General features: G+C 73.1%; 1 protein-coding gene (running past one end of the window). It reads left to right on the top strand.

All coding sequences use genetic code 11. The features are described from left to right. Positions 1 to 337 precede the first annotated feature (337 nt). Positions 338 to 24,033 carry the 5' portion of a non-ribosomal peptide synthase/polyketide synthase gene (locus tag AB0H71_RS24985; protein ID WP_357025422.1) on the top strand. 13,138 nt of this gene lie beyond the right edge of the window, so the window shows 23,696 of its 36,834 coding nt (coding positions 1–23,696); the start codon lies at positions 338 to 340; its stop codon lies off the right edge, out of view.

Below are 24,033 nucleotides of genomic sequence, written 5' to 3'. Positions count from 1 at the left end.
AACACCCGCGACCTGCCGTTGAAGGCGGCTGAACGCCGCGCACCCGCCCGGCCGGGGCGGATAGGTGATTGCTATCTGCGGTGTTCGGGTATTGGTTGGTCGGGCCCCCGCCGCGACGGTAGATTGGATCGGTGGTCAGCAGCGAGATCGATGCGGTGGAGGCGTTCGCGCCCGTGTAACGGGCGTACCGGGGCAAACAGATATTGCCTACGAAGATTATTGCCTGATTGAGATGAAACTGGATCCGGAGACGGAAGGCGCCCCGCGGTGACGGGTGGGCGCCTCTTCGGGTGTCGTCGGGGAGCGCTCACGCGGTGTTCCGGAAGCGAGGTTACGGTTGGACCGGCTGGATTTCGGCGGAAACGACGAAACTGGTGACGCTCGGGGAGATGCCGTCGAGTACTTCCCGCTTTCGCCTGCTCAGCTGGGCATTTGGTACGCGCAGCACGTGGACCCGCAGGTTCCCGTCACCATTGCGCAGTACGTGGATCTGCACGGCGATCTCGACCCCGAGCTGCTCCTGAAGGTCAGCATCCGCGCCTCGCTGGAGACTGGCTCCGGCTACCTGCGGATCATCGAGCGCGACGGCGAGCCGCTGCAGGGCGTCGACCCCTCGCTCTCCTCCGAGCAGGAGTACGTCGACCTGCGCGGCGCCGACGATCCCGAGGCGGCTGCCGCCGAGTGGATGCGCGCCGAGTACTCGCGCCCGCTCGACATCGTCGCGGACCGGCTGATCAAGACCGCCGCGCTGCAGCTCGGCGAGCACCGCTGGTACTGGTACACCCGGATCCACCACATCGCGCTGGACGGCCTCGCCGCCACCAACTACGTGGCCAGGATCGCCGAGCTCTACACCGCGGAGATCCGCGGCGAGGAGCCCGCCGCCGCCAAGGCGACCCCGCTGCGCACGCTCTACGACGCCGAGATCGCCTACCGGGACAGCTCCCGCTTCGACACCGACCGCGAGTACTGGGCCGCGCGGGTCGCGGGGCTGGAGGAGGGCACCAGCCTCACCGGCCGCTCCGCCCCGCCGTCGGCGCTCAACAATGTGGCCAGCGCCGCGCTCACGGACGAGCAGGACGATCTGCTCGCCGCCGCCGTCGCCAAGCACGACAACACCCCGGCCGGGCTGCTCATCGCCGCCTTCGGCGCCTACCTGGCCCAGCTCACCGGCGCCGAGGACGTCATCCTCAGCCTCCCGGTGACGGCCCGCACCACCGCCGCCATGCGCCGCGCGGGCGGCGTGACCTCGAACATCGTGCCGCTGCGGCTCGCCGTGGGGTACGAGACGACGGTCACCGAGCTGCTCAAGCGGGTGCAGGTCGAGGTCTCCGGCGCGCTCCGGCACCAGCGCTACCGGCACGAGGACATCCGCCGCGACGCGGCCGGCGACGGCGTGGTGACCACGGAGTTCTTCGGGCCGTGGGTCAACATCATGCTGTTCCACAGCGAGATCGTGCTCGGCGCGATGACCGGCCGGTTGAACGTGCTCTCCACCGGCAGCATCGAGGACCTCGGCGTCAACTTCTACCAGTCCACGACCGGTAGCCACACGCACATCGACTTCGAGACCAACCCCAACCTCTACAGCTCCGCCGAGGGCGCCACGCACCACGCCCGCTTCCTGGAGTTCTTCCAGCGCTTCCTGGCCGCCGATGCCGACACCAGGGTCTGGAGCCTGCCCGCGACCACCGCCGCGGAGCGGGACCGGACGCTGGTCGAGTGGAACGACGCCGAGCAGGACGTGCCGACCACCACGCTGGTCGCGCTGCTCGACGCGCAGATCGCGCGCACGCCGGAGCGAACCGCGCTGCGCTTCGAGGGGACAGCTCTGTCCTACGCCGAGTTCGGCGCCAGGGTCAATCAGCTCGCCCGCTACCTGGTGGACCAGGGCGTCGGCCCGGAGTCGCTGGTCGCGCTCGGCATGCGCCGCTCGCTCGAGCTGGTGATCGGCATGCACGCGGTGCTGCGGGCAGGCGGCGCGTACGTGCCGATCGACCCCGACCACCCCGCCGACCGCACCGCCTACATCCTGGAGAGCGCCGACCCGGTCTCGGTCCTCACGCTCTCCACCGACGGGCTGGAGCTGCCCGAGGGCGTGCGGCGCGTCGAGCTGGACACCCTCGACGTCTCCGCCTACCCGGCCACCCCGCTCACCGACGACGACCGGTGGGCGCCGCTGGTGCCGGAGAACACCGCCTACGTCATCTACACCTCGGGCTCCACCGGCCGCCCCAAGGGCGTGGCCGTCACCCACCACGCCATCGTCAACCAGCAGCTGTGGATGCTCGACGAGTACCGGCTCACCGAGGACGACGTCTACCTGCAGAAGACCGCCACCACCTTCGACGTCTCGCTGTGGGGGTACTTCCTGCCGCTGATGTCCGGTGGCGAGCTGGTGATCGCCGCCCCCGACGGGCACCGCGACCCGCTCTACGTCGCCGAGACCATCGCCAGGCACGGGGTCACCGTCACCGACTTCGTGCCGTCGATGCTCACGGTCTTCGTCGCGCACGCCACCGCCGCGCAGCTCGCGACGCTGCGCGCGGTCTTCGTGATCGGCGAGGCGCTGCCGCCGGAGACCGCGGCCGGGCTGCGCGCGATCTCCTCGGCCGGGCTGCACAACCTCTACGGCCCCACCGAGGCCGCGGTCTCGGTGACCTACTGGGAGGCCACCGCCGCCGACACCGTCACCGTCCCGATCGGCATCCCGGAGTGGAATGTCGCGGTCTACGTCCTGGACGGCAGGCTGCGCCCCGCGGCCATCGGCGCCCCGGGCGAGCTCTACCTGGGCGGACGCCAGCTGGCGCGCGGCTACCGCGGCCGCCCCGACCTGACCTCGGACCGCTTCGTCGCCAACCCCTTCGCCGCGCCGGGCGAGCGCATGTACCGCACCGGCGACCTGGTGCGCTGGAACGGCGATGGCGTGCTGGAGTACATCGGCCGCACCGACTTCCAGGTGAAGTTCCGCGGCCAGCGCATCGAGCTCGGCGAGATCGAGACGGTGCTGCTGGCGAACCCGGTGATCAGCCAGGCCGCGGTGCTGGTGATGGAGACCGCCACCGGCCAGCAGTTGGTGGCGTACGTGGTGCCCGCGCCGGGCGCCACCATCGACCCCGCGGTGGCGACCAGGGCCGCCGCCGAGCGGCTGCCGAGCTACATGGTCCCGGCCGCGCTCGTCGTGCTTGACGCCTTCCCGCTGAACACCAGCGGCAAGCTGGACCGCAGGGCGCTGCCGGAGCCGGTGTTCAGCGCCGACGCCGCCGGTTTCCGCGCCCCGCGCACCGCCGCCGAGGAGATCGTCGCCGGCATCTTCGCCGATGTGCTGAGCCAGGAGCGGGTCGGCGCGGACGACAACTTCTTCGAGCTGGGCGGCAACTCGCTGGTCGCCACCCAGGTGGTGGCGCGGATCAGCGCCGCCTTCGGCATCCGGCTCGGGGTGCGCGCGCTCTTCGAGACGCCGACCGTGGCCGGGATCGCGGCCCGCGCCGAGCACACCACCCCGGCCGAGGTCTCCCGCCCCGCGCTGGTCGCGCAGCAGCACCCGGACCGGGTGCCGCTCTCGCTGGCCCAGCAGCGCATGTGGTTCATCAACCAGTTCGACCCCACCGCGCCCACCTACAACCTGCCGTTCGTGGTGCGGCTGCGCGGCCACGTCGACGTCGCCGCGCTCCGCACCGCGCTGGCCGACGTGGTGACCAGGCAGGAGTCGCTGCGCACGCTCTTCCCGGACGCCGACGGCGGCTACCAGCGGGTGCTGCCCGCCGACGAGGTCGACCTCGGCATCGAGGTGCAGACCATCGAGGCGGGCGAGCTCCCCGGCGAGCTGGCGCGCTTCGCCTCGGCCGGCTTCGACGTCTCGCACGAGCTGCCGATCCGGGTGCGGGTCTTCCACGTGGCCGGCTCGCACAACGGCACCGGCGACTACGCCGTCGCCATCGTGGTGCACCACATCGCCGCCGACGGCTTCTCCTTCGGCCCGCTCTCCCGCGACGTGGCCGCCGCCTACCTGGCGCGCTCCGCGGGGCAGGAGCCGAACTGGGCGCCGCTGCCGGTGCAGTACCGCGACTACACGCTGTGGCAGCGCGAGCTGCTCGGCACCGAGGACGACGCCGATTCGCTCATGGCGCGGCAGATCGGCTACTGGCGGGAGGCGCTGGCCGGGCTGCCGGACCAGCTCGACCTGCCCGCCGACCGCCCGCGGCCGCAGACCCAGAGCTTCTCCGGCGCCCAGCTCGGCTTCGAGATCGACGCCGAGCTGCACGCCGGGCTGGCCGCGCTGGCCAGGGCCGAGGGCAGCACCCTGTTCATGGTGGTGCACGCCTCGCTCGCGGTGCTGCTCGCCCGGCTCTCCGGCACCTCGGACATCGCCATCGGCACCCCGATCGCGGGCCGCGGCGAGCAGGCGCTGGACGACCTCATCGGCATGTTCGTCAACACCCTCGTGCTGCGCTCGCAGGTGAACCCGGCGCACGCCTTCACCGAGCTGCTCGCCGAGGCGCGCGAGGCCGACCTGGCCGCCTTCGCGCACGCCGACGTCCCGTTCGAGCGGCTGGTCGAGGTGCTGAACCCGGCCCGCTCGCAGGCGCGGCACCCGCTCTTCCAGGTCATGCTCTCCTTCCAGGAGCTGTCGCACGGCACGGTGGAGCTGCCCGCGCTCTCGGTCAGCGCCGACGAGCTGGAACTCCCCATCGCCAAGTTCGACCTGCTCTGGACGCTGACCGAGCAGCGCACCGCCGCCGGGGTGCCGGCGGGCATCACCGGCACGCTCTCCTACGCCACCGACCTCTTCGACGCGGCCACCATCGAGGAGTTCAACCGCCGCTTCCTGCGGGTGCTGCGCGCGGTCACCGCCTCGGCGGGCACCCCGATCCGGGATATCGAGATCCTGGAGCCGGCCGAGCGGCAGGCGCTGCTGGTGGAGCGCACCCGCACCGAGCACGAGGTGCCCGCGGCAGGCACGGTGCTCGAGCTGTTCGAGGCGGCGGTGCGCCGGACCCCCGACGCCACCGCGCTGATCTTCGAGCCGAGTTCCGGCGCCGCACAGGAGCTGACCTACGCCGAGTTCGCGGCGCGGGTGAACCGCCTGGCGCGCAAGCTGATCGAGCTCGGCGTCGGGCCGGACACGCTGGTCGCGGTCGGCATCCGGCGCTCGATCGACATGCTGGTCGCGGTCTACGCCGCCGCCACCGCGGGCGGCGCCTACGTGCCGATCGACCCGGACCACCCGGTCGAGCGCATCGAGTACGTGCTGGCCAGCGCCGGGCCCGCGGTGCTGCTGACCACGGCCGCCGACGGCATCACGGCACCGGACTGCCCGGTGGTCGAGGTCGACACCGTCGAGCTGGACGGCTACTCCGGCGCCCCGCTCGACCCCGCCGAGCGGCTCGGCACCGTGCGCCCCGAGAACACCGCCTACGTGCTCTACACCTCCGGCTCCACCGGCCGCCCCAAGGGCGTCGCGGTGAGCCACGCCGCGCTGGTCAACCAGATGGCGTGGAAGATCGCCGAGAGCGGCCTGAGCGACGCCGACGTGGTGCTGCACAAGACGCCGTTCACCTTCGACGCCTCGGTGTGGGAGCTCTTCGCCACGCTCATGGTCGGCGCGCAGATGGTGATCGCGGTGCCGGACGGGCACCGCGACCCGCTGTACCAGTCCGAGGTGATCTGGCGGCACCAGGTCACCGTGGCCTCGTTCGTGCCCTCGCTGCTCTCCATGTTCGCGGCCACCGTGCCCGCGGCGGAGTGCGCGTCGCTGCGCGCGGTCTACGTCGGCGGCGAGGCGCTCTCCGGCTCGGCCGTCGCGGCCTTCCGCAAGCTCAGCCCGGCCACCGTGGTGAACCTGTACGGCCCGACCGAGTTCACCGTGAACGCCACCTCGTGGACGGTGGACGGGTCCGAGGGCGCGGCGGTGCCGATCGGCCGCCCGGTCTGGAACGCCCGCGCCTACGTGCTCGACTCCTCGCTGCGCCCGGCCCCGACCGGCGTCGCCGGTGAGCTGTACCTGGGCGGCGCGCAGGCCGCGCGCGGCTACCAGGGCCGCGCCGACCTGACGGCCGAGCGCTTCGTGGCCGACCCCTTCGGCCCGGCCGGTGCCCGGCTCTACCGCACCGGCGACCTGGTGCGCTGGAACTCCGCCGGGGTGCTGGAGTACATCGGCCGCACCGACTTCCAGGTCAAGTTCCGCGGCCAGCGCATCGAGCTCGGCGAGATCGAGGCGGCGCTGCTCGCGCAGCCCGCCATCCGCCAGGCGGCGGTGCTGGTGAGCGATACCGGCGCCGGCGATCAGCTGGTCGCCTACCTGGTCGGCGCCGACGACCTCGACACCGACGAGGTCAAGGAGGCGCTGCGGCGCAGGCTGCCCTCGTACATGGTGCCGTCGGTCATGATGGTGCTCGACGAGTTCCCGCTGAACGCCTCCGGCAAGCTGGACCGCCGCGCGCTCCCGGCCCCGGTCTTCGAGGTGCGCGAATTCCGCGCCCCGACCACGCCGATCGAGGAGATCGTCGCGCAGATCTTCGGCGAGGTGCTCGGGCTCTCCCGGGTCGGCGTCGACGACGACTTCTTCGACCTCGGCGGCAACTCGCTGATCGCCACCCAGGTGGCCTCCCGGCTCGGCATCGCGCTGGACACCAGGGTGCCGGTGCGCACGCTCTTCGAGGCCTCCACCGTCGCCGCGCTGGCGGCGCGGGTGGAGTCGCAGGCGGGCGACGGCGCGCGCAAGGCGCTGGTGGCGCGCGAGCGGCCCAGCGAGGTCCCGCTCTCGCTGGCGCAGCAGCGCATGTGGTTCCTGAACCGCTTCGACGGCTCCAACGTCGCCTACAACATCCCGGTCGCCATCCGGCTCTCCGGCGAGCTCGACGTGGCCGCCATGCAGGTCGCCGTGATCGACGTCATCGACCGGCACGAATCGCTGCGCACGGTCTTCCCGGAGACCAAGCACGGCCCGGTGCAGGTGGTGCTGGAGGCGGCGCAGATCGTCCCGGACCTCACCCCCTACCGGGTGACCGAGGAGACGCTGCTGGAGCACCTGGTCGACCTGGCCTCGGTCTCCTTCGACGTCACCAGCGAGGTGCCGCTGCACGCGCGGCTCTTCGAGATCAGCGAGACCGAGTACGTGCTCGGCATGGTGGTGCACCACATCTCCGCCGACGGCTGGTCCATGGTGCCGCTGGCCAGGGATGTCATGCTCGCCTACGCGGCGCGCACCACCTGGGAGGCGCCGGCCTGGGCCGAGCTCCCGGTGCAGTACGCCGACTACGCGCTCTGGCAGCGCGAGGTGCTCGGCTCCGAGGACGACGAGCAGTCGCTCATCGCCACCCAGATCGAGTACTGGGCGCGCGCGCTCGCCGACCTGCCGGACGAGCTGGTGCTGCCCTCGGACCGGCCGCGCCCCGCCGTCGCCAGCTACCGCGGCGGCAGCTACGCCTTCGTGATCTCCGGCAAGACCCAGCGCGCCCTCGCCGACCTGGGCCGCAGGCACAATGCCTCGCTCTTCATGGTCATGCACAGCGCGCTCGCGGTGCTGCTGGCCCGGCTCTCCGGCACCGAGGACATCACCATCGGCACCCCGGTCGCCGGCCGCGGCGAGGCCGCGCTGGACGACCTGATCGGCATGTTCGTCAATACCCTGGTGCTGCGCACCGAGGTGGACCCGGCGCTGCCCTTCACCGAGCTGCTCGCGCAGTCGCGGGAGCGCGACCTGCACGCCTTCGCGCACGCCGACCTGCCGTTCGAGCGGCTGGTGGAGATCCTGAACCCGGCCCGCTCGCAGGCGCGGCACCCGCTCTTCCAGGTCATGCTGGCCTTCCAGAACACCAAGCAGGCCAGCCTGGAACTGCCGGGGCTCTCGGTGAACGGCGTCGACTACGACGCCAACCTGGCCAAGTTCGACCTGCAGCTCACCCTGCAGGAGACCCAGGACGAGAGCGGCGAGGCCGCGGGCATGTCGGCCGAGTTCTCCTACGCCACCGACCTCTTCGACGAGGCCACGGTCGCCGGCTTCGCGCACCGGCTGGACCGGGTGCTGGCCGCGGTGCTCGCCGACCCGGAGCTCCCGGTCGGCGACATCCCGCTGCTCGACGCCGCCGAGACCGAGCTGGCGCTGCGCGGCTGGAACGACACCGGCTACCCGCTCGACCCGGCGGAGACGCTGGTCTCGGCCTTCGCCGCGCAGCAGCGGCGCACCCCGGACGCCGTCGCCATCGTGGACCCGGCCACCGGAGCCACCCTCACCTACGCCGAATTCGGCGCTCGGGTGCACCGGCTGGCCAGGCACCTGGTCGCCGCGGGCGCGGGCCCGGAGCGGCTGATCGGGCTGGCGCTGCGCCGCTCGGTCGACTTCGTGGTCGCCGCGTACGCGGTGCAGGAGGCCGGCGCCGGCTACGTCCCGCTCGACCTGGACCAGCCCGCCGAGCGGATCGCGTACGTGCTGGAGACCGCGCGCCCCGCGGCCGTCCTGACCAGCGCCGACACCGGTTTCGCTGTCGACGGCGCCCCGGTGCTCGTGCTCGACGACCTCGCGCTCGACGGGTACGCCGACACCCCGCTCACCGACGCCGACCGGAACGCCCCGCTGCGGCCGCACAACCCGGCGTACGTCATCTTCACCTCCGGCTCCACCGGCCGCCCCAAGGGCGTCGCGCTGCCGCACTCGGCGGTGCTCAACCAGGTCCGCTGGATCACCGCCGAGTACGGCATCGGCCCGGACGACGTGGTGCTCTTCAAGACCCCGGCCACCTTCGACGTCTCGGTGTGGGAGCTGTTCGGCCCGCTCAGCGTGGGCGGGCGCATGGTGGTCGCGAGCCCGGACGGCCACCGCGACCCGGCCTACCTGGCCGAGGTCATCGCGGCCGAGCGGGTCACCATGACCTCGTTCGTCCCCTCCATGCTCAGCGTCTTCGCGAGCACCGTCGAGGCCGCCGGAATCGGCTCCGGCGCGCTGGATTCGCTGCGCGCGCTGCTCGTGGCCGGTGAGGCCTTCACCGCCGACACGGTGCAGGCGCTGCGCCGGGTCTCGGCCGCGGAGCTGCACAACCTGTACGGCCCCACCGAGTTCGCGGTGCACGCCACGCACCACGCGGTGCCCGCCGAGATCGCGGGCGCGGTGCCGATCGGCCTCCCGGTGTGGAACGCCGAGGCGTACGTGCTCGACGGCAGGCTGCACCCCGTCGCCCCCGGTATCGCGGGTGAGCTCTATCTCGCCGGCGCCCAGCTGGCCCGCGGCTACTTCGGCCGCGCCGACCTGACCGCCGACCGCTTCGTGGCGAATCCGTTCGGCGGGCCCGGCGCACGCATGTACCGCACCGGCGACCTGGTGACCCGCGACCACTCCGGCGCCATCGTCTACCTGGGCCGCACCGACTTCCAGGTGAAGCTGCGCGGCCTGCGCATCGAGCTCGGCGAGATCGAGACCGCGCTGACCGCGCACGAGGCGGTCACGCAGGCCGTCGCGCTGGTGCGCAGCGACGGCCGGACCGGTGATCAGCTGGTCGGGTACGTGGTGCCCGCCGCCGGTGCCGCCGTCGACCTGGACGAACTCCGCGCCCACCTCGGCGCGGTGCTGCCCTCGTACATGGTCCCCGCCGCCTTCGTGGTGCTCGACGCCATGCCGCTGAGCCCGAACGGCAAGCTGGACCGGCGCGCGCTGCCGGTGCCGGTCTTCGAGGCCCGCGCCTTCCGCGCGCCCGCCACGCCGATCGAGGAGATCGTCGCCGGCGTCTTCGCCGAGGTGCTCGGGCTGGACACCGCCGAGCGCGCGGTCGGGCTGGACGACGACTTCTTCGAGCTGGGCGGCAACTCGCTGGTCGCCACCCAGGTGGTGGCCCGGCTCGGCGCCGCGCTCGACACCAGGGTGCCGGTGCGGATGCTCTTCGAGGCGCCCACCGTCGCCGCGCTCGCGGCCCGCATGGAGACCACCGCAGGCGCGGGCGGCCGCCCGGTGCTCACGCCGCGGCCGCGGCCGGAGTTCCCGCCGCTCTCGCTGGCCCAGCAGCGGATGTGGTTTCTCAGCCGCTTCGAATCCGACTCCGCCGCCTACAACATCCCGGCGGCGGTCCGGCTGCACGGCTCGCTCGACATCGAGGCGCTGCGTGCCGCGGTCGCCGACGTGATCCAGCGGCACGAGTCGCTGCGCACCGTGTACCCCTCGCACGACGGCATCGCCTACCAGGACGTACTGCCGACCGCGCAGGCCATCCCGGCGCTCGACGTGGTGCCGCTGGACGAGGCCGGGATCGCCCCCGCGCTGCACGAATTCGTGCTGACCGGGTTCGACGTCACCAACCAGCCGCCGGTCCGGCTCCGGGTGTTCCAGGTGGAGCCGCGGATCGACCACAGCCGCTGGCGCGACACCACGCAGGACTACGTGCTCGCGGTCGTGGTGCACCACATCGCGGCCGACGGCGTCTCCATGCGCCCGCTGGTCCGCGACCTCATGGCCGCCTACGTGGCGCGCTCCGCCGAATCGGCGCCGAGCTGGGCGCCGCTGCCGGTGCAGTACGTGGACTACGCGCTCTGGCAGCGCGAGACCCTCGGCACCGAGGACGATCCCGGCTCGCTGGTCGCCGCGCAGCTGGACTACTGGAAGACCGCGCTCGCGGGGCTCCCCGAGGAGCTGCGGCTCTCGCCGGCGCAGCGCCCGCCGGTCGCCTCCTACCGCGCGGGCACGCACCGCTTCACCGTGCCCGGCGAGCTGATCGAGGAACTGAACCAGCTGGCCCATGCCAATGGCACCACGCTGTTCATGGTGGTGCACAGCGCCTTCGCCGCGCTGCTCTCCCGGCTCAGCGGCTCCGACGACATCGCGGTCGGCATCCCGGTCGCCGGGCGCGGCGAGGCCGCGCTGGACGACCTGGTCGGCATGTTCGTCAATACCCTCGTGCTGCGCACCGCGGTCGACACCGCGACCCCGTTCACCGAGCTGCTCGGCCAGGTGCGCGAGCGCGACCTGCAGGCCTTCGCCCACGCCGACCTGCCCTTCGAGCGGCTGGTGGAGGTGCTGAACCCGGCCCGCTCGCAGGCGCGGCACCCGCTCTTCCAGGTCATGCTCTCGTTCCAGAACATGGGCCGCACCTCGCTGGAGCTGCCCGGGCTGCGCGTGGCCGAGCTGGAGCTGGACGCCCCGACCGCCAAGTTCGACCTGCAGCTCACCCTCGGCGAGACCCCGGTCGGCACGCACATCGGCCCGGCCGGGATCCGTGGCGGCGGCGCCGGCGCCATGGACGCCGAGCTGGTCTTCGCGCTCGACCTCTTCGACTCCGGCTTCGCCGACGCCTTCGCCCGGCGCTTCGTCCGGGTGCTGCGCGGCATCGCCGCCGACCCCGGCGTCGCCGTCGGCGATATCGACCTGCTGGACGAGGCCGAGCGGCACACCGTGCTGCGCCGCTGGAACGACACCGAGTTCGGCGTGGACGCCGCGCTCACCTCGCCGGTCGGCGATGCCGCCGCCGCGACCCTGGTCTCCATGTTCGAGGCGCAAGCCGCCCGCACCCCGGACGCCGACGCGCTCACCTTCGAGGGGACGAGTCTGACCTATGCCGAGTTCGCGAGCCGGGTGCACCGGCTGGCGCGCTGGCTGAAGCAGCACGGCGTCGGCCCGGAGTCGTACGTGGCGCTCGGCATGCGCCGCTCGCTGGACCTGGTGATCGGCATGTACGCCGTCGGCGCCGCGGGCGGCGCCTACGTGCCGCTGGACCCGGACCACCCGGCCGAGCGGATCGACCACATCCTGGACACCGCGCGCCCGGTCTGCGTGCTCACCTCCGGCTCGGACCTGGACAGCGCGCTGGCCAGGCAGGTCCGGATCGACGAGCTCGACCTCTCCGGCTTCTCCGACGAGCCGCTCACCGATGCCGACCGGCACCGGCCGCTGCGGCCGGGCAATACCGCGTACGTCATCTTCACCTCGGGCTCCACCGGGCGCCCCAAGGGCGTCGCGGTCTCGCACGCCTCGATCGTGAACCGGCTGGTCTGGGCGCACGCGCAGTACGGCCTCGCCGCCGACGACGTGGTGCTGCAGAAGACCCCGGCCACCTTCGACGTCTCGGTCTGGGAGTTCTTCTGGCCGCTGCAGGTCGGCGCGCGGCTGGTGGTGGCGCGGCCGGACGGGCACCGGGACCCGGTGTACCTGGCCCGGCTGATCACCGAGGAGCAGATCACCACGGTGCACTTCGTGCCGTCCATGCTCTCGCTCTTCGTGAACGAGGAGCGGGCCGCGGACTGCACCGTCATCCGCAATGCCTTCGCCTCCGGCGAGGCGCTGCCCGCGGGCGCCGCGCAGAAGCTGCGCCAGCTCACCGGTGCCAGGCTGCACAACCTGTACGGTCCGACCGAGGCCGCGGTCGAGGTGACCTTCCACGAGGTCACCGATGCCGACACGCAGACCGTGCCGATCGGCGCCCCGGTCTTCAACACCCAGGTGTACGTGCTGGATTCGCGGCTGCGGCCGGTGCCGCCCGGGGTCCCGGGTGAGCTGCACCTGGCGGGCGCGCAGCTCGCCTACGGCTACGTCGGCCGCCCCGACCTGACCTGCGACCGCTTCGTGGCCAACCCCTTCGACGCCGGGCGCCGCATGTACCGCACCGGCGACCTGGTGGTCTGGACCCCGGACGGCGAGCTGGAGTACCTGGGCCGCACCGACTTCCAGGTCAAGCTGCGCGGCCTGCGCATCGAGCTGGGCGAGATCGAGGGCGCGCTCACCGCGCAGGACGCCGTCTCGCAGGCCGTCGTGGTGGTCCGCTCGGACGAGCACACCGGCGACCAGCTCGTCGCCTACCTGGTGGCGAACCCGGACCGGGTGATCGACGCCGAGGCCGTGAAGGCCGAGCTCACGCACCGGCTCCCGGCCTACATGGTCCCGGCCGCCTACGTGGTGCTCGACGCCTTCCCGCTGAACCCCTCCGGCAAGCTGGACCGCAAGGCGCTGCCCGCACCGGTCTTCGAGGCCAGGGTGTTCCGCGCCCCGGCCACCCCGGTGCAGGAGATCGTGGCGAGCGTCTTCGCCGAGGTGCTCGGCGCCGACCGGGTCGGGCTGGACGACGACTTCTTCCAGCTCGGCGGCAACTCGCTGGTCGCCACCCAGGTGGCGGCGCGGCTCGGCGAGGCGCTGGACACCAGGATCCCGGTGCGCACGCTCTTCGAGTCCTCGACGGTGGCCGCGCTGGCCGCGACGGTCGAGTCCGCGGCGGGCGCCGGCCGGGCGCCGCTGGTGGCGCGCGAGCGGCCCGAGCTGGTGCCGCTCTCCCCGGCGCAGCAGCGCATGTGGTTCCTGAACCGCTTCGACAGCCGCACCGCGGTGAACAACATCCCGGTCGCGGTCCGGCTCTCCGGCACGCTGGACGTCGGCGCGCTGAACGCCGCGATCGCCGACCTGGTGGCCAGGCACGAGACGCTGCGCACGATCTACCCCGAGGTGGACGGCGACGGCTTCCAGCGCGTACTGCCCGCCGAGGAGGTTCCGGTCGCGCTCGCCGCCGAGCCGGTGCAGGCGGGCACGCTGCCCGCGCGCATCGTGGAGCTGGCGAGCACGCACTTCGACGTCACCGCCGAGGTGCCGTTCCGGGCGAGCCTGCTCGCGCTGAACGAGCGCAACCACGTGCTGGTGCTGGTCATGCACCACATCTCCGGCGACGGCTTCTCGCTGCGCCCGCTGCTGCGCGACGTGGTGATCGCCTACACCGAGCGCACCCGCGGCGAGGCACCCACCTGGGCCCCGCTGGAGGTGCAGTACGCCGACTACGCGCTCTGGCAGCGCGAGGTGCTCGGCAGCGAGGCCGACCCGGAGTCGGTGGCCGCCAGGCAGATCGGGTACTGGACCGAGCAGCTGCGCGACCTGCCCGACCAGATCGAGCTGCCCGCCGACCGGGCCCGCCCCGAGATCGCCTCGAACGCCGGTGGGCTGCACAGCTTCGCGCTCGACCCGGAGCTGCACCGCGGCCTCGCCGAGCTGGCGCGGGCCCGCGGCACCACGCTCTTCATGGTCATGCACGCGGCGCTCGCCACCTGGGCGGCGCGGCTCTCCACCGGCACCGACATCGCCATCGGCACCCCGATCGCCGGGCGCGGCGAGCGGGCGCTGGACGACGTGGTCGGCATGTTCGTCAATACCCTCGTGCTGCGCACCGAGGTGCGCCCCGGCACCCGCTTCGGCGAGCTGCTGGAGCAGGTGCGCCGCACCGACCTGGCCGCCTTCGCGCACGCCGATGTCCCCTTCGAGCGGCTGGTCGACGTGCTCAGCCCGGCCCGCTCGCAGGCGCACCACCCGCTCTTCCAGGTCGCGCTGACCTTCGAGGCGGCCTCGGCCGCCGAGATGGGCACCGTCGCGCTGCCCGGGCTGGAGCTGAGCGCCGTCGAGTTCGACGCCGGCACCGCCAAGTTCGACGTGCAGCTCACCGTGGGCGAGGCCGCCGACGGTTCGCTGGCGCTGAGCTGGAACTACGCCACCGAACTCTTCGATCCCGCCACCGTCGCCTCGTTCGCGGAGCGGCTCACCCGGATCCTGCGCACCGTCGCGGACGACCCGGACGTGATCGTCGGCGATATCGACCTGCTCGGCGAGCGCGAGCGGCTCGACCTCTCGGAGCGCTGGGTGCGCGCCGGGGCCGACTCCTACGCCGGTCGCTTCGCCGACGCGAGCGCCACCCTGGTCGATCTCTTCGACGGCATCGTGGCCGAGCACGGCCCGCGCACCGCCGTGAAGTTCGGCACCGACACCCTCACCTACACCGAGCTGGACCGGCGCGCGAATGTGCTGGCCCGCCGCCTCATCGAGGAGGGCGCGGGCCCGGAGCAGCTGGTCGCGGTGATCCTGCCGCGCTCGCTGGACCTGGTGGTCGCGCTGCTCGCCGTGGTCAAGGCGGGTGCCGGGTACGTGCCGGTCGACCCGACCTACCCGGCCGATCGCATCGCCTACGTGCTGGAAGATTCCAAGCCGACCAGCGTGATCGTGGACTCCACCGTGCAGGTTGAGCTGCCCGCCGGGCTGCCGCGCGTGGTGCTGGACGGCTACGCCGTCGAGGCGGGCGATATCGAGGACGCCGACGACGGGCCCGTCACCGACGCCGACCGGATCGCCCCGCTGACCGCGGGCAATATCGCCTACGTCATCTACACGTCGGGCTCCACCGGCCGCCCCAAGGGCGTCCCGGTGCAGCACGGCAATGTGGTGCGGCTGCTGGCCAATACCGACGCCGACTTCGGCTTCGGCCCGCACGACGTGTGGACGCTGTTCCACTCCTTCGCCTTCGACTTCTCGGTCTGGGAGCTGTGGGGCCCGCTGGCCTTCGGCGGCAGGCTCGTGGTGGTCGACTACTACACCTCGCGCTCGCCCGAGCAGTTCCTGGAGCTGCTCCGCGACGAGCGGGTCACCGTGCTCAACCAGACCCCCTCGGCCTTCTACCAGCTGGCCGAGGCGGACCGGAACGCCGATCCGGCGGCCGCGGCGCTCGCGCTGCGCGCGGTGGTATTCGGCGGCGAGGCGCTGGAGCTGCGCCGGCTCGGCGACTGGGTCGCCAGGCACGGCGACACCGCGCCGGTGCTGGTGAACATGTACGGCATCACCGAGACCACGGTGCACGTCTCCTACCGCCCGCTGGACGCGGCCACCATCGCCTCCGCCTCGGGTTCGGTGGTCGGCCGGGCCATCCCCGGGCTGAGCATCCACGTGCTGGACGAGCGGCTGCGGCCGGTCCCGGTCGGCGTCTCCGGCGAGATGTACGTGGCCGGAAAGCAGCTGGCCCGCGGCTACCTGGGCCGCCCCGAGCTCTCCGCGGCCCGCTTCGTGGCCGGGCCGGACGGCACCAGGCTGTACCGCTCCGGCGACCTCGCGCGCTGGAACCGCAGTGGCGAGCTGGAGTACCTGGGGCGCGCCGACGACCAGGTCAAGGTGCGCGGCTTCCGCATCGAGCTCGGCGAGATCGAGTCCGCGGTGCTGGCGCAGGACGGCGTCGCGCAGGCGGCCGTCGTGGTCCGCGAGGACCAGCCCGGCGACCAGCGGATCGTGGCCTACATCGTGGCCGAGCCGGGCAGCGCCCCGGACCTGGACGCCGTGCGCTCCGGCGCCGCCGAGCGGCTGCCCGCGTACATGGTGCCCGCCGCGCTGGTGCGGCTGGAGTGGATCCCGCTCACCGTGAACGGCAAGCTGGACCGCCGCGCGCTGCCCGCCCCGGCGGCGCAGGCCCGCGCCTTCCGCGCCCCGGTCACCCCGGTGCAGGAGGCCGTGGCCGCGGTCTTCGCCGAGGTGCTCGACCTGGAGCGGGTCGGCGTCGACGACGACTTCTTCGAGCTGGGCGGCAACTCGCTCATCGCCACCAGGGTCGCGGCCCGGATCGGCGCCGCGCTCGGCACCACGGTGCCGGTGCGCACGCTCTTCGAGGCATCCACGGTCGAGGCGCTCGCGGCCCGGGTGGAGTCGCACACCGGCGGCCCCGAGCGGGCCCCGCTGGTCGCGCGGGTACGCGGCGACGCCCTGGTGCCGCTGTCGTTCGCGCAGCAGCGCATGTGGTTCCTGAACAAGTACGACACCGCCTCGGCGGCCTACAACCTGCCGATCGCCATCCGGCTCACCGGCGCGCTCGACGTGGACGCGCTGCGGCTCGCCGTGGCCGACGTGGTGCGCAGGCACGAATCGCTGCGCACCCGCTACCCCGAGCACGGCGGCACCCCGACCCAGGTGATCGTCCCGGTCGAGGAGGTCGCGCTCGACCTCGCCCCGGTCGGCGTCGACCCCGAGGCGCTGGTCGAGGCCGTCACCGCCTTCGTGAGCACCGGTTTCGACGTGGCCGAGCAGGTTCCGCTGCGCACCCGGCTCTACCGGGTCGCCGACGATCAGCACGTGCTGGTGGTCGTGGTGCACCACATCGCCGCCGACGGCTTCTCGGTCGGGCCGCTGACCAGGGATGTCATGGTGGCCTACACCGCGCGCACCCAGGGCAGCGATCCCGGCTGGGCGCCGCTCGCGGTGCAGTACGCGGACTTCGCGCTCTGGCAGCGCGCGGTGCTCGGCACCGAGGACGACGCGGAATCGCTGATGGCGCGCCAGGTCTCGTACTGGCAGCGGGCGCTCTCCGACATCCCCGACGAGATCACGCTGCCCGCGGACCGCCCGCGCCCCGCGGTGGCCTCCCACCGCGGCGCCACCCTGCACGACGAGATCCCGGCCGAGCTGGTCGCCGGGCTGGAGGAGATCGCCCGCGCCAAGGGCGCCTCGCTCTTCATGGTCGTGCACAGCGCGCTCGCCGTGCTGCTGGCCCGGCTCTCCGGCACCGACGACATCGCGGTCGGCACCCCGATCGCCGGGCGCGGCGAGGCCGCGCTGGACGACCTGGTCGGCATGTTCGTCAACACCCTGGTGCTGCGCACCGCCATCGAGCCCGGCGATTCCTTCGCCGAGCTGGTCGGCAAGGTGCGCCGCACCGACCTGGATGCCTTCGGCAATGCCGACGTGCCGTTCGAGCGGCTGGTCGAGCTGCTCGCACCGGAGCGCTCGCAGGCCCGCAACCCGCTCTTCCAGGTGATGCTGGCCTTCCAGAACCTGGACCGCGGCACGCTGGAGCTGCCCGGGCTCTCGGTCTCCGCGCTCGACCTGGAGGAGGCGGTCGCCCGCTTCGACCTCCAGTTCACCCTCGCGCAGAACAGCGCGGGCGGGCTCGCGCTCGGCCTCACCTACGCCACCGAGCTCTTCGACGAGGCCACCGCGGCTGCCTTCATTCGGCGCTGGCTGCGGGTGCTCACCGCGGTCGCCGCCGATCCGTCGATCGCCGTCGGCGGCATCGACGTGCTCGACGCCGGGGAGCGCGCGGACCTGGTGTCCCGCACCGGAACCCCGGCCGTCGCCCCGCGCCCGCTGCCGGAGCTCTTCAGCATCGGCGCGCCGGAGGCGCCCGCGGTGGTGTTCCGCGGCGAGACCCTCACCTACGCCGAGCTGGACGAGCGCTCCAACCGGCTGGCCCGGCTGCTCATCGCGGCCGGGGTCGGCACCGAGGACCTGGTCGCCGTCGGCATTCCGCGCTCCGCGGATTCGGTGCTCGCGGCCTGGGCGGTCGCCAAGACCGGCGCCGCCTTCGTCCCGGTCGACCCGAACTACCCGGCCGAGCGCATCGCGCACATGGTCACCGACTCCGGTTCGCCGCTCGGGCTCACCGTGCGCGAGGTCCGCGCGGGGCTGCCGGAGTCGGCGCGCTGGCTGGTGCTGGAGGAGCTGGACCTCAGCGAGTGGGACGGCGCGCCGCTCACCGATGCCGAGCGGCTGCGGCCGCTGCGCCCGGAGCACCCGGCCTACGTCATCTACACCTCCGGCTCGACCGGTGTGCCGAAGGGCGTGGTGGTCACGCACTCCGGCCTGGCCAACTTCGGTGCAGAGCAGGCCGAGCGGTACGCGCTCGACGCCGATTCGCGGGCACTGCACTTCGCCTCGCCGTCCTTCGACGCCTCGATCCTGGAGCTGCTGCTGGCGCTGGCCCGCGGCGGCGCGCTGGTCGTGGTGCCGCCCGGGGTCTACGGCGGCGACGAGCTCTCCGAGCTCATCCGGGCACAGCGGGTGACCCATGCCTTCATCACCCCGGCCGCGCTGGCCACCTTCGACCCGAGCGGGCTGGACACCCTGCGCGTGCTGGTCGCCGGCGGCGAGGCGTGTCCGCCGGAGCTGGTGGCGAAGTGGGCGGTCCCGCTGGCGGACGGCACCGTCCGCGCCTTCCACAACGGCTACGGGCCGACCGAGACCACCATCATGACGAACATCAGCGACGCGCTGGTGCCGGGTGAGACGGTCACCATCGGCGGCCCGACCAAGGGCATGCAGTCGCTGATCCTGGACGCCCGGCTGCGGCCGGTTCCGGTGGGTGTCGCGGGTGAGCTCTACCTGTCCGGCATCCAGCTGGCGCGCGGCTACCACGCCCGCCCGGGACTCACCGCCGAGCGCTTCGTGGCCAACCCCTACGTCGACGGCGCGCGCATGTACCGCACCGGCGACGTGGTGCGGTGGACCCGCACCGGCGAGGTCGAGTACGTGGGCCGCTCCGACTTCCAGGTCAAGGTGCGCGGTTTCCGCATCGAGCTGGGCGAGATCGACGCCGCGCTGGCCGCGCACCCCACCGTCGACTTCGCGGTCACCGTGGGCCACAGGGCCGAGAACGGCGCCACCACGCTGGTGGCGTATGTGGTCGCCGCGCAGCGGCAGTCGATCGATGTGGCGGAGCTGACCGCGCACGTGGAGGAGAGCCTCCCGGCGTACATGGTGCCCTCCTCGATCATGGTGCTCGACCACATCCCGCTCACCCCGGTCGGCAAGCTGGACCGGAAGGCGCTGCCGGAGCCGGTCTTCGCCACCGAGGTCGCCTTCCGCGCCCCGCGCACCCCGATCGAGCACACCATCGCCGAGGTCTTCGCCGAGGTGCTCGGCGTGGAGCGGGTCGGCGTGGACGACTCCTTCTTCGCGCTCGGCGGCGACTCCATCGTCTCCATCCAGCTGGTCTCGCGGGCCAAGGCGCGCGGCGTGGTGTTCAGCCCGCGGCACGTCTTCGAGCAGCGCACGGTGGCCGGGCTGGCCGCGGTCGCGGAGACCGCGGACGCCGAGAACACCGCGCAACCCGCGCTGGACGAGCTGCCCGGCGGCGGCGTCGGCCGGATGCCGCTCACCCCGGTGGTGCGGTTCATGGCGGAGCGGAGCGGCGGCTTCGGCCGGTTCCACCAGCTGCTGGCGCTGGAGCTCCCGGTCGGCATCGACCGGGCCGGCATCGCCGCCACCGTCGGCGCGGTCGTCGACCGGCACGACATGCTGCGGGCCCGGCTGCGCCCCGAGGGCGCGGACTGGGTGCTGGAGACCTCCGCCCCCGGCTCGGTCGATATCGACGCCCTCATCGACCGCGTCGAATTCGACGTCGTCGCCGGCGATGCCGACCTGCTGGAGATCGCCGCGGCGGCGGTCGACGGCGCGCTGGACCGGCTCGACCCGGCCGCGGGCATCGTGGTCCGCTTCGTCTGGCTGGAGCCCTCCGAGGCGAACCGCGGCGGCAGGCTCGTCGTGGTCGCGCACCACCTGGTGGTGGACGGCGTCACCTGGCGCATCCTGGTGCCGGACCTGGTCACCGCCTGGGGTCAGCTCTCCTCCGGCGGCACCCCCGAGCTCGTCGCCCCGGCGACCTCCATGCGCTCCTGGGCGCACGCGCTGGAGCAGCAGGCGAACAGCCCCGAGCGCGTCGCCGAGCTGGACTTCTGGCGCGGCGTCGTCGGCGGCCCCGACCCGCTGCTCACCGACCGGCCCATGGACCCCGCGGTCGACGTCTCCGGCGTCATCGAGAAGATCCAGGTCCGGGTCTCGCCCGAGGTCACCCGCACCCTGCTCACCACCGTCCCGGCGCTCTTCCACGGCGGCGTCAACGACGGCCTGCTCACCGCGCTCACGCTGGCCACCGCCAAGTGGCGGGCGCGCCGCACCGCCGAGCGCGCCGACTCGCTGCTGCTCCGGCTGGAGGGCCACGGCCGCGAGGAGGAGATCGTGCCCGGCGCCGACCTCTCCCGCACGGTCGGCTGGTTCACCGCCATCTTCCCGGTCCGGTTCGACCTGGCCGGTATCGACATCGACGCCGCGCTCACCGGCGGCCCCGCCCTCGGCCGGGCGCTCAAGGCGGTCAAGGAGCGGCTGCTCTCGGTGCCGGACAAGGGCATCGGCTACGGCATGCTGCGCTACCTGAACCGCAGCACCGCCGCCGACCTGCCGCGGCAGCTGCCCGGCCAGGTCAGCTTCAACTACCTGGGCCGGGTCTCCGACACCGACGTGCCCGAGGCGCTGCGCGGCTTCGGCTGGATCCCCGCGCCCGAACTCGGCGCGCTGGCCGCCGATTACGACGCCGACATGCCCGCCATGGCCCCGCTCGACCTCAACGCCATCGTCACCGGGGACACCCTGCTCACCACCATCGGCTACCCGAGCACCCTGCTCGACGCCGCCGAGGTGCGCGAGTTCGCCGAGCTGTGGGTCACCGCGCTGGAGGCCGTCGCGCGGCACGCGCAGTCCGCCGAGGCGGGCGGCCACACCCCGGCCGACTTCGGGCTGGTGCGCAGCACCCAGGCCGATATCGAGAACTGGGAGCGGCGCTTCCCCGCGCTCGCCGACGTCTGGCCGCTCTCCGCGCTGCAGGCCGGGCTGCTCTTCCACGCCCGGCTCGCCGCCGGGTCGGTGGACGTCTACACCTCGCAGATCACGCTCACCCTCACCGGCCGGGTGGACTCCACCCGGCTGCGCGCCGCCGCGCAGGCGCTGCTCGACCGCTACGACACCCTGCGCACGGCGTATGTCACCGACGCCGAGGGCAACCCGGTGCAGGTGGTGCTGAACAGCGTCCGCGTCCCGTGGGCCGAGCACGACCGCAGCGCGACCGGCGACCCGGGCGACCTCATCGCCGAGGACCGGGCCCGCCGCTTCGACCTGACCGCCCCGCCGCTCATCCGCTTCACCCTGATCCGGGTGGCCGCGGACCGCTGGCAGTTCGTGGTCTCCAACCACCACATCCTGCTCGACGGCTGGTCCATGCCGCTGCTCATGCGGGACCTGCTCATGCTCTACGCGGTCAACGCCGACCAGGGCGTGCTGCCCGCGGTGCGGTCGTACAAGCACTTCCTGGAGTGGGTCGGAAGGCAGGATCGGGCCGCCTCGGTCGCGGTCTGGGCCGATGCGCTGCGCGGCGTCACCGAGCCGACGCTGCTCGCCAAGGCGGATGCCGGGCGCGAGATCACCGCGCTCTCCGGCGAGTACCTCTTCGAGCTGGACGAGGCGGCCACCGCGCGGCTCACCGGGCTGGCCGCCACGCTCGGCGTCACCCCGAACACCGTGCTCCAGGTGGCGTGGGCGGTGCTCGTCGGCCGGATGACCGGCCGCGAGGACGTGCTCTTCGGCACCACCGTCTCCGGCCGCCCCGCGCAGCTCACCGGCGTGGAGTCGATGGTCGGGCTCTTCATCAACACGGTCCCGGTGCGGGTCCGCTTCGACCCGGCCGAGCCGGTGCGCGCGCTGCTCACCCGCACCCAGGGCGAGCAGGCCGACCTGCTCGACCACCACTACGTCGGGCTCGCCGACATCCAGGCCGCCGCCGGGATGTCCGGGCTCTTCGACACCCTGGTGGTCTTCGAGTCGTACCCGGTGGACGCCGAGGGCATCCAGGCCCAGGCCGCCGATATCGACGGCATGGCGGTCACCGCGCTGGAGGCCGAGGACGCCACCCACTACCCGCTCACCCTGATCGCGCAGCTGGACGCCAAGCTCCGCATCCGGGCCGGGTACCTGCGCGACCTCTTCGACGAGGGCACCGTGCGGCGCATCGCCGACCGCCTGGTCCGGGTGCTGGAGACCATGACCGCCGAGCCGGATTCGGCCGTCGGCGATATCGCGCTGCTGGACGCCGCCGAGCGCGCCGAGGTCACCACCGGCTGGAACGACACCGCCTTCGATATCCCGGCCGCGCTGGCCGGGCAGTACGGCGCGGAGCCCGAGCACACCCTGCCCGCGCTCTTCCAGGCGCAGCTCGCGGCCGCCCCGGACGCGCCCGCGCTGGTGTTCGAGGGGACAGCCCTGTCCTACGACGAGTTCGCGGGCCGGGTCTTCCGGCTGGCCCGCTGGCTGGTCGAGCGCGGCGTCGGCCCGGAGTCCTTCGTTGCGCTCGGCATGCGGCGCTCGCTGGACCTGGTGGTCGGCATGTACGCCGTCACCGTCGCGGGCGGCGCCTACGTGCCGCTCGACCCGGACCACCCGGCCGAGCGCACCGAGTACATCCTCGCCACCGCCGACCCGGTCTGCGTGCTGACCTCCGGCGACGACCTGGAGATCGACACCGCCCAGGTGCGGATCGACCTGCTCGACCTGGACGGCCTGGACGACACCCCGCTCACCGACATCGACCGGCGCGCCCCGCTGCGGCCGGGCAATACCGCCTACGTCATCTTCACCTCGGGCTCGACCGGCCGCCCCAAGGGCGTCGCGGTGAGCCACGCCGCCATCGTGAACCGGCTGGTGTGGATGCAGGCCGAGTACGGCCTGACCGCCGCCGACACCGTGCTGCAGAAGACCCCCGCCACCTTCGACGTCTCGGTGTGGGAGTTTTTCTGGCCGCTGCAGATCGGCGCCCGGCTGGTGGTGGCGCGGCCGGACGGCCACCGCGACCCGCAGTACCTGGCCGAGGTCATCGAGGCCGAGCGGGTCACCGTCACGCACTTCGTGCCCTCCATGCTCGCGGTCTTCGTGGCCGACGCCGCCGCGGCCGCGAGCACCTCGCTGCGGCTGGTCTTCGCCTCCGGCGAGGCGCTCGGCCCGAAGCCCGCGCACCGGCTGCGCGAGCTCACCGGCGCGGCGCTGCACAACCTCTACGGCCCCACCGAGGCCGCGGTCGACGTCACCTACCACGAGGTCACGGACGCCGACACGGTCACCGTCCCGATCGGCGCGCCGGTCTTCAACACCCAGGTCTACGTGCTGGATTCGCGGCTGCGGCCGGTGCCGGCCGGGGTCGCGGGTGAGCTGTACCTGGCCGGCGACCAGCTGGCCCGCGGCTACGTCGCGCGGCCCGACCTCACCGCCGACCGCTTCGTGGCGAACCCGCTCGGCACCGACGGCGCCCGCATGTACCGCACCGGCGACCTGGTCGCCTGGACCCCGGACGGCGAGCTGGAGTACCTGGGCCGCACCGACTTCCAGGTCAAGCTGCGCGGCCTGCGGATCGAGCTCGGCGAGATCGAGCAGGCGCTGGCCGGGCTGGACGAGATCGCCCAGGCGGTCGTGGTGGTCCGCGGCGACCAGCACACCGGCGACCAGCTGGTGGCGTACGTGATCCCGGCCGCCGGGCAGCGGCTCGACACCGAGGCGGTGCGCGAGGAGCTGGGCAGGCGGCTGCCGGCCTACATGGTCCCGGCGCTGCTCATCGCGCTGGACGAGTTCCCGCTCAATGCCTCCGGCAAGCTGGACCGCAGGGCGCTGCCCGCGCCGGTCTTCGAGGCGGCGGTCTTCCGCGCCCCGACCACGCCGGTCGAGGAGATCGTGGCCGACGTCTT

The organism is Nocardia sp. NPDC050697 (genome assembly GCF_040654395.1).
Taxonomy (GTDB): Bacteria; Actinomycetota; Actinomycetes; order Mycobacteriales; family Mycobacteriaceae; genus Nocardia.
Note: the sequence above shows the minus strand (reverse complement) of the source record. Positions and strands in the feature narration are given on the sequence as shown.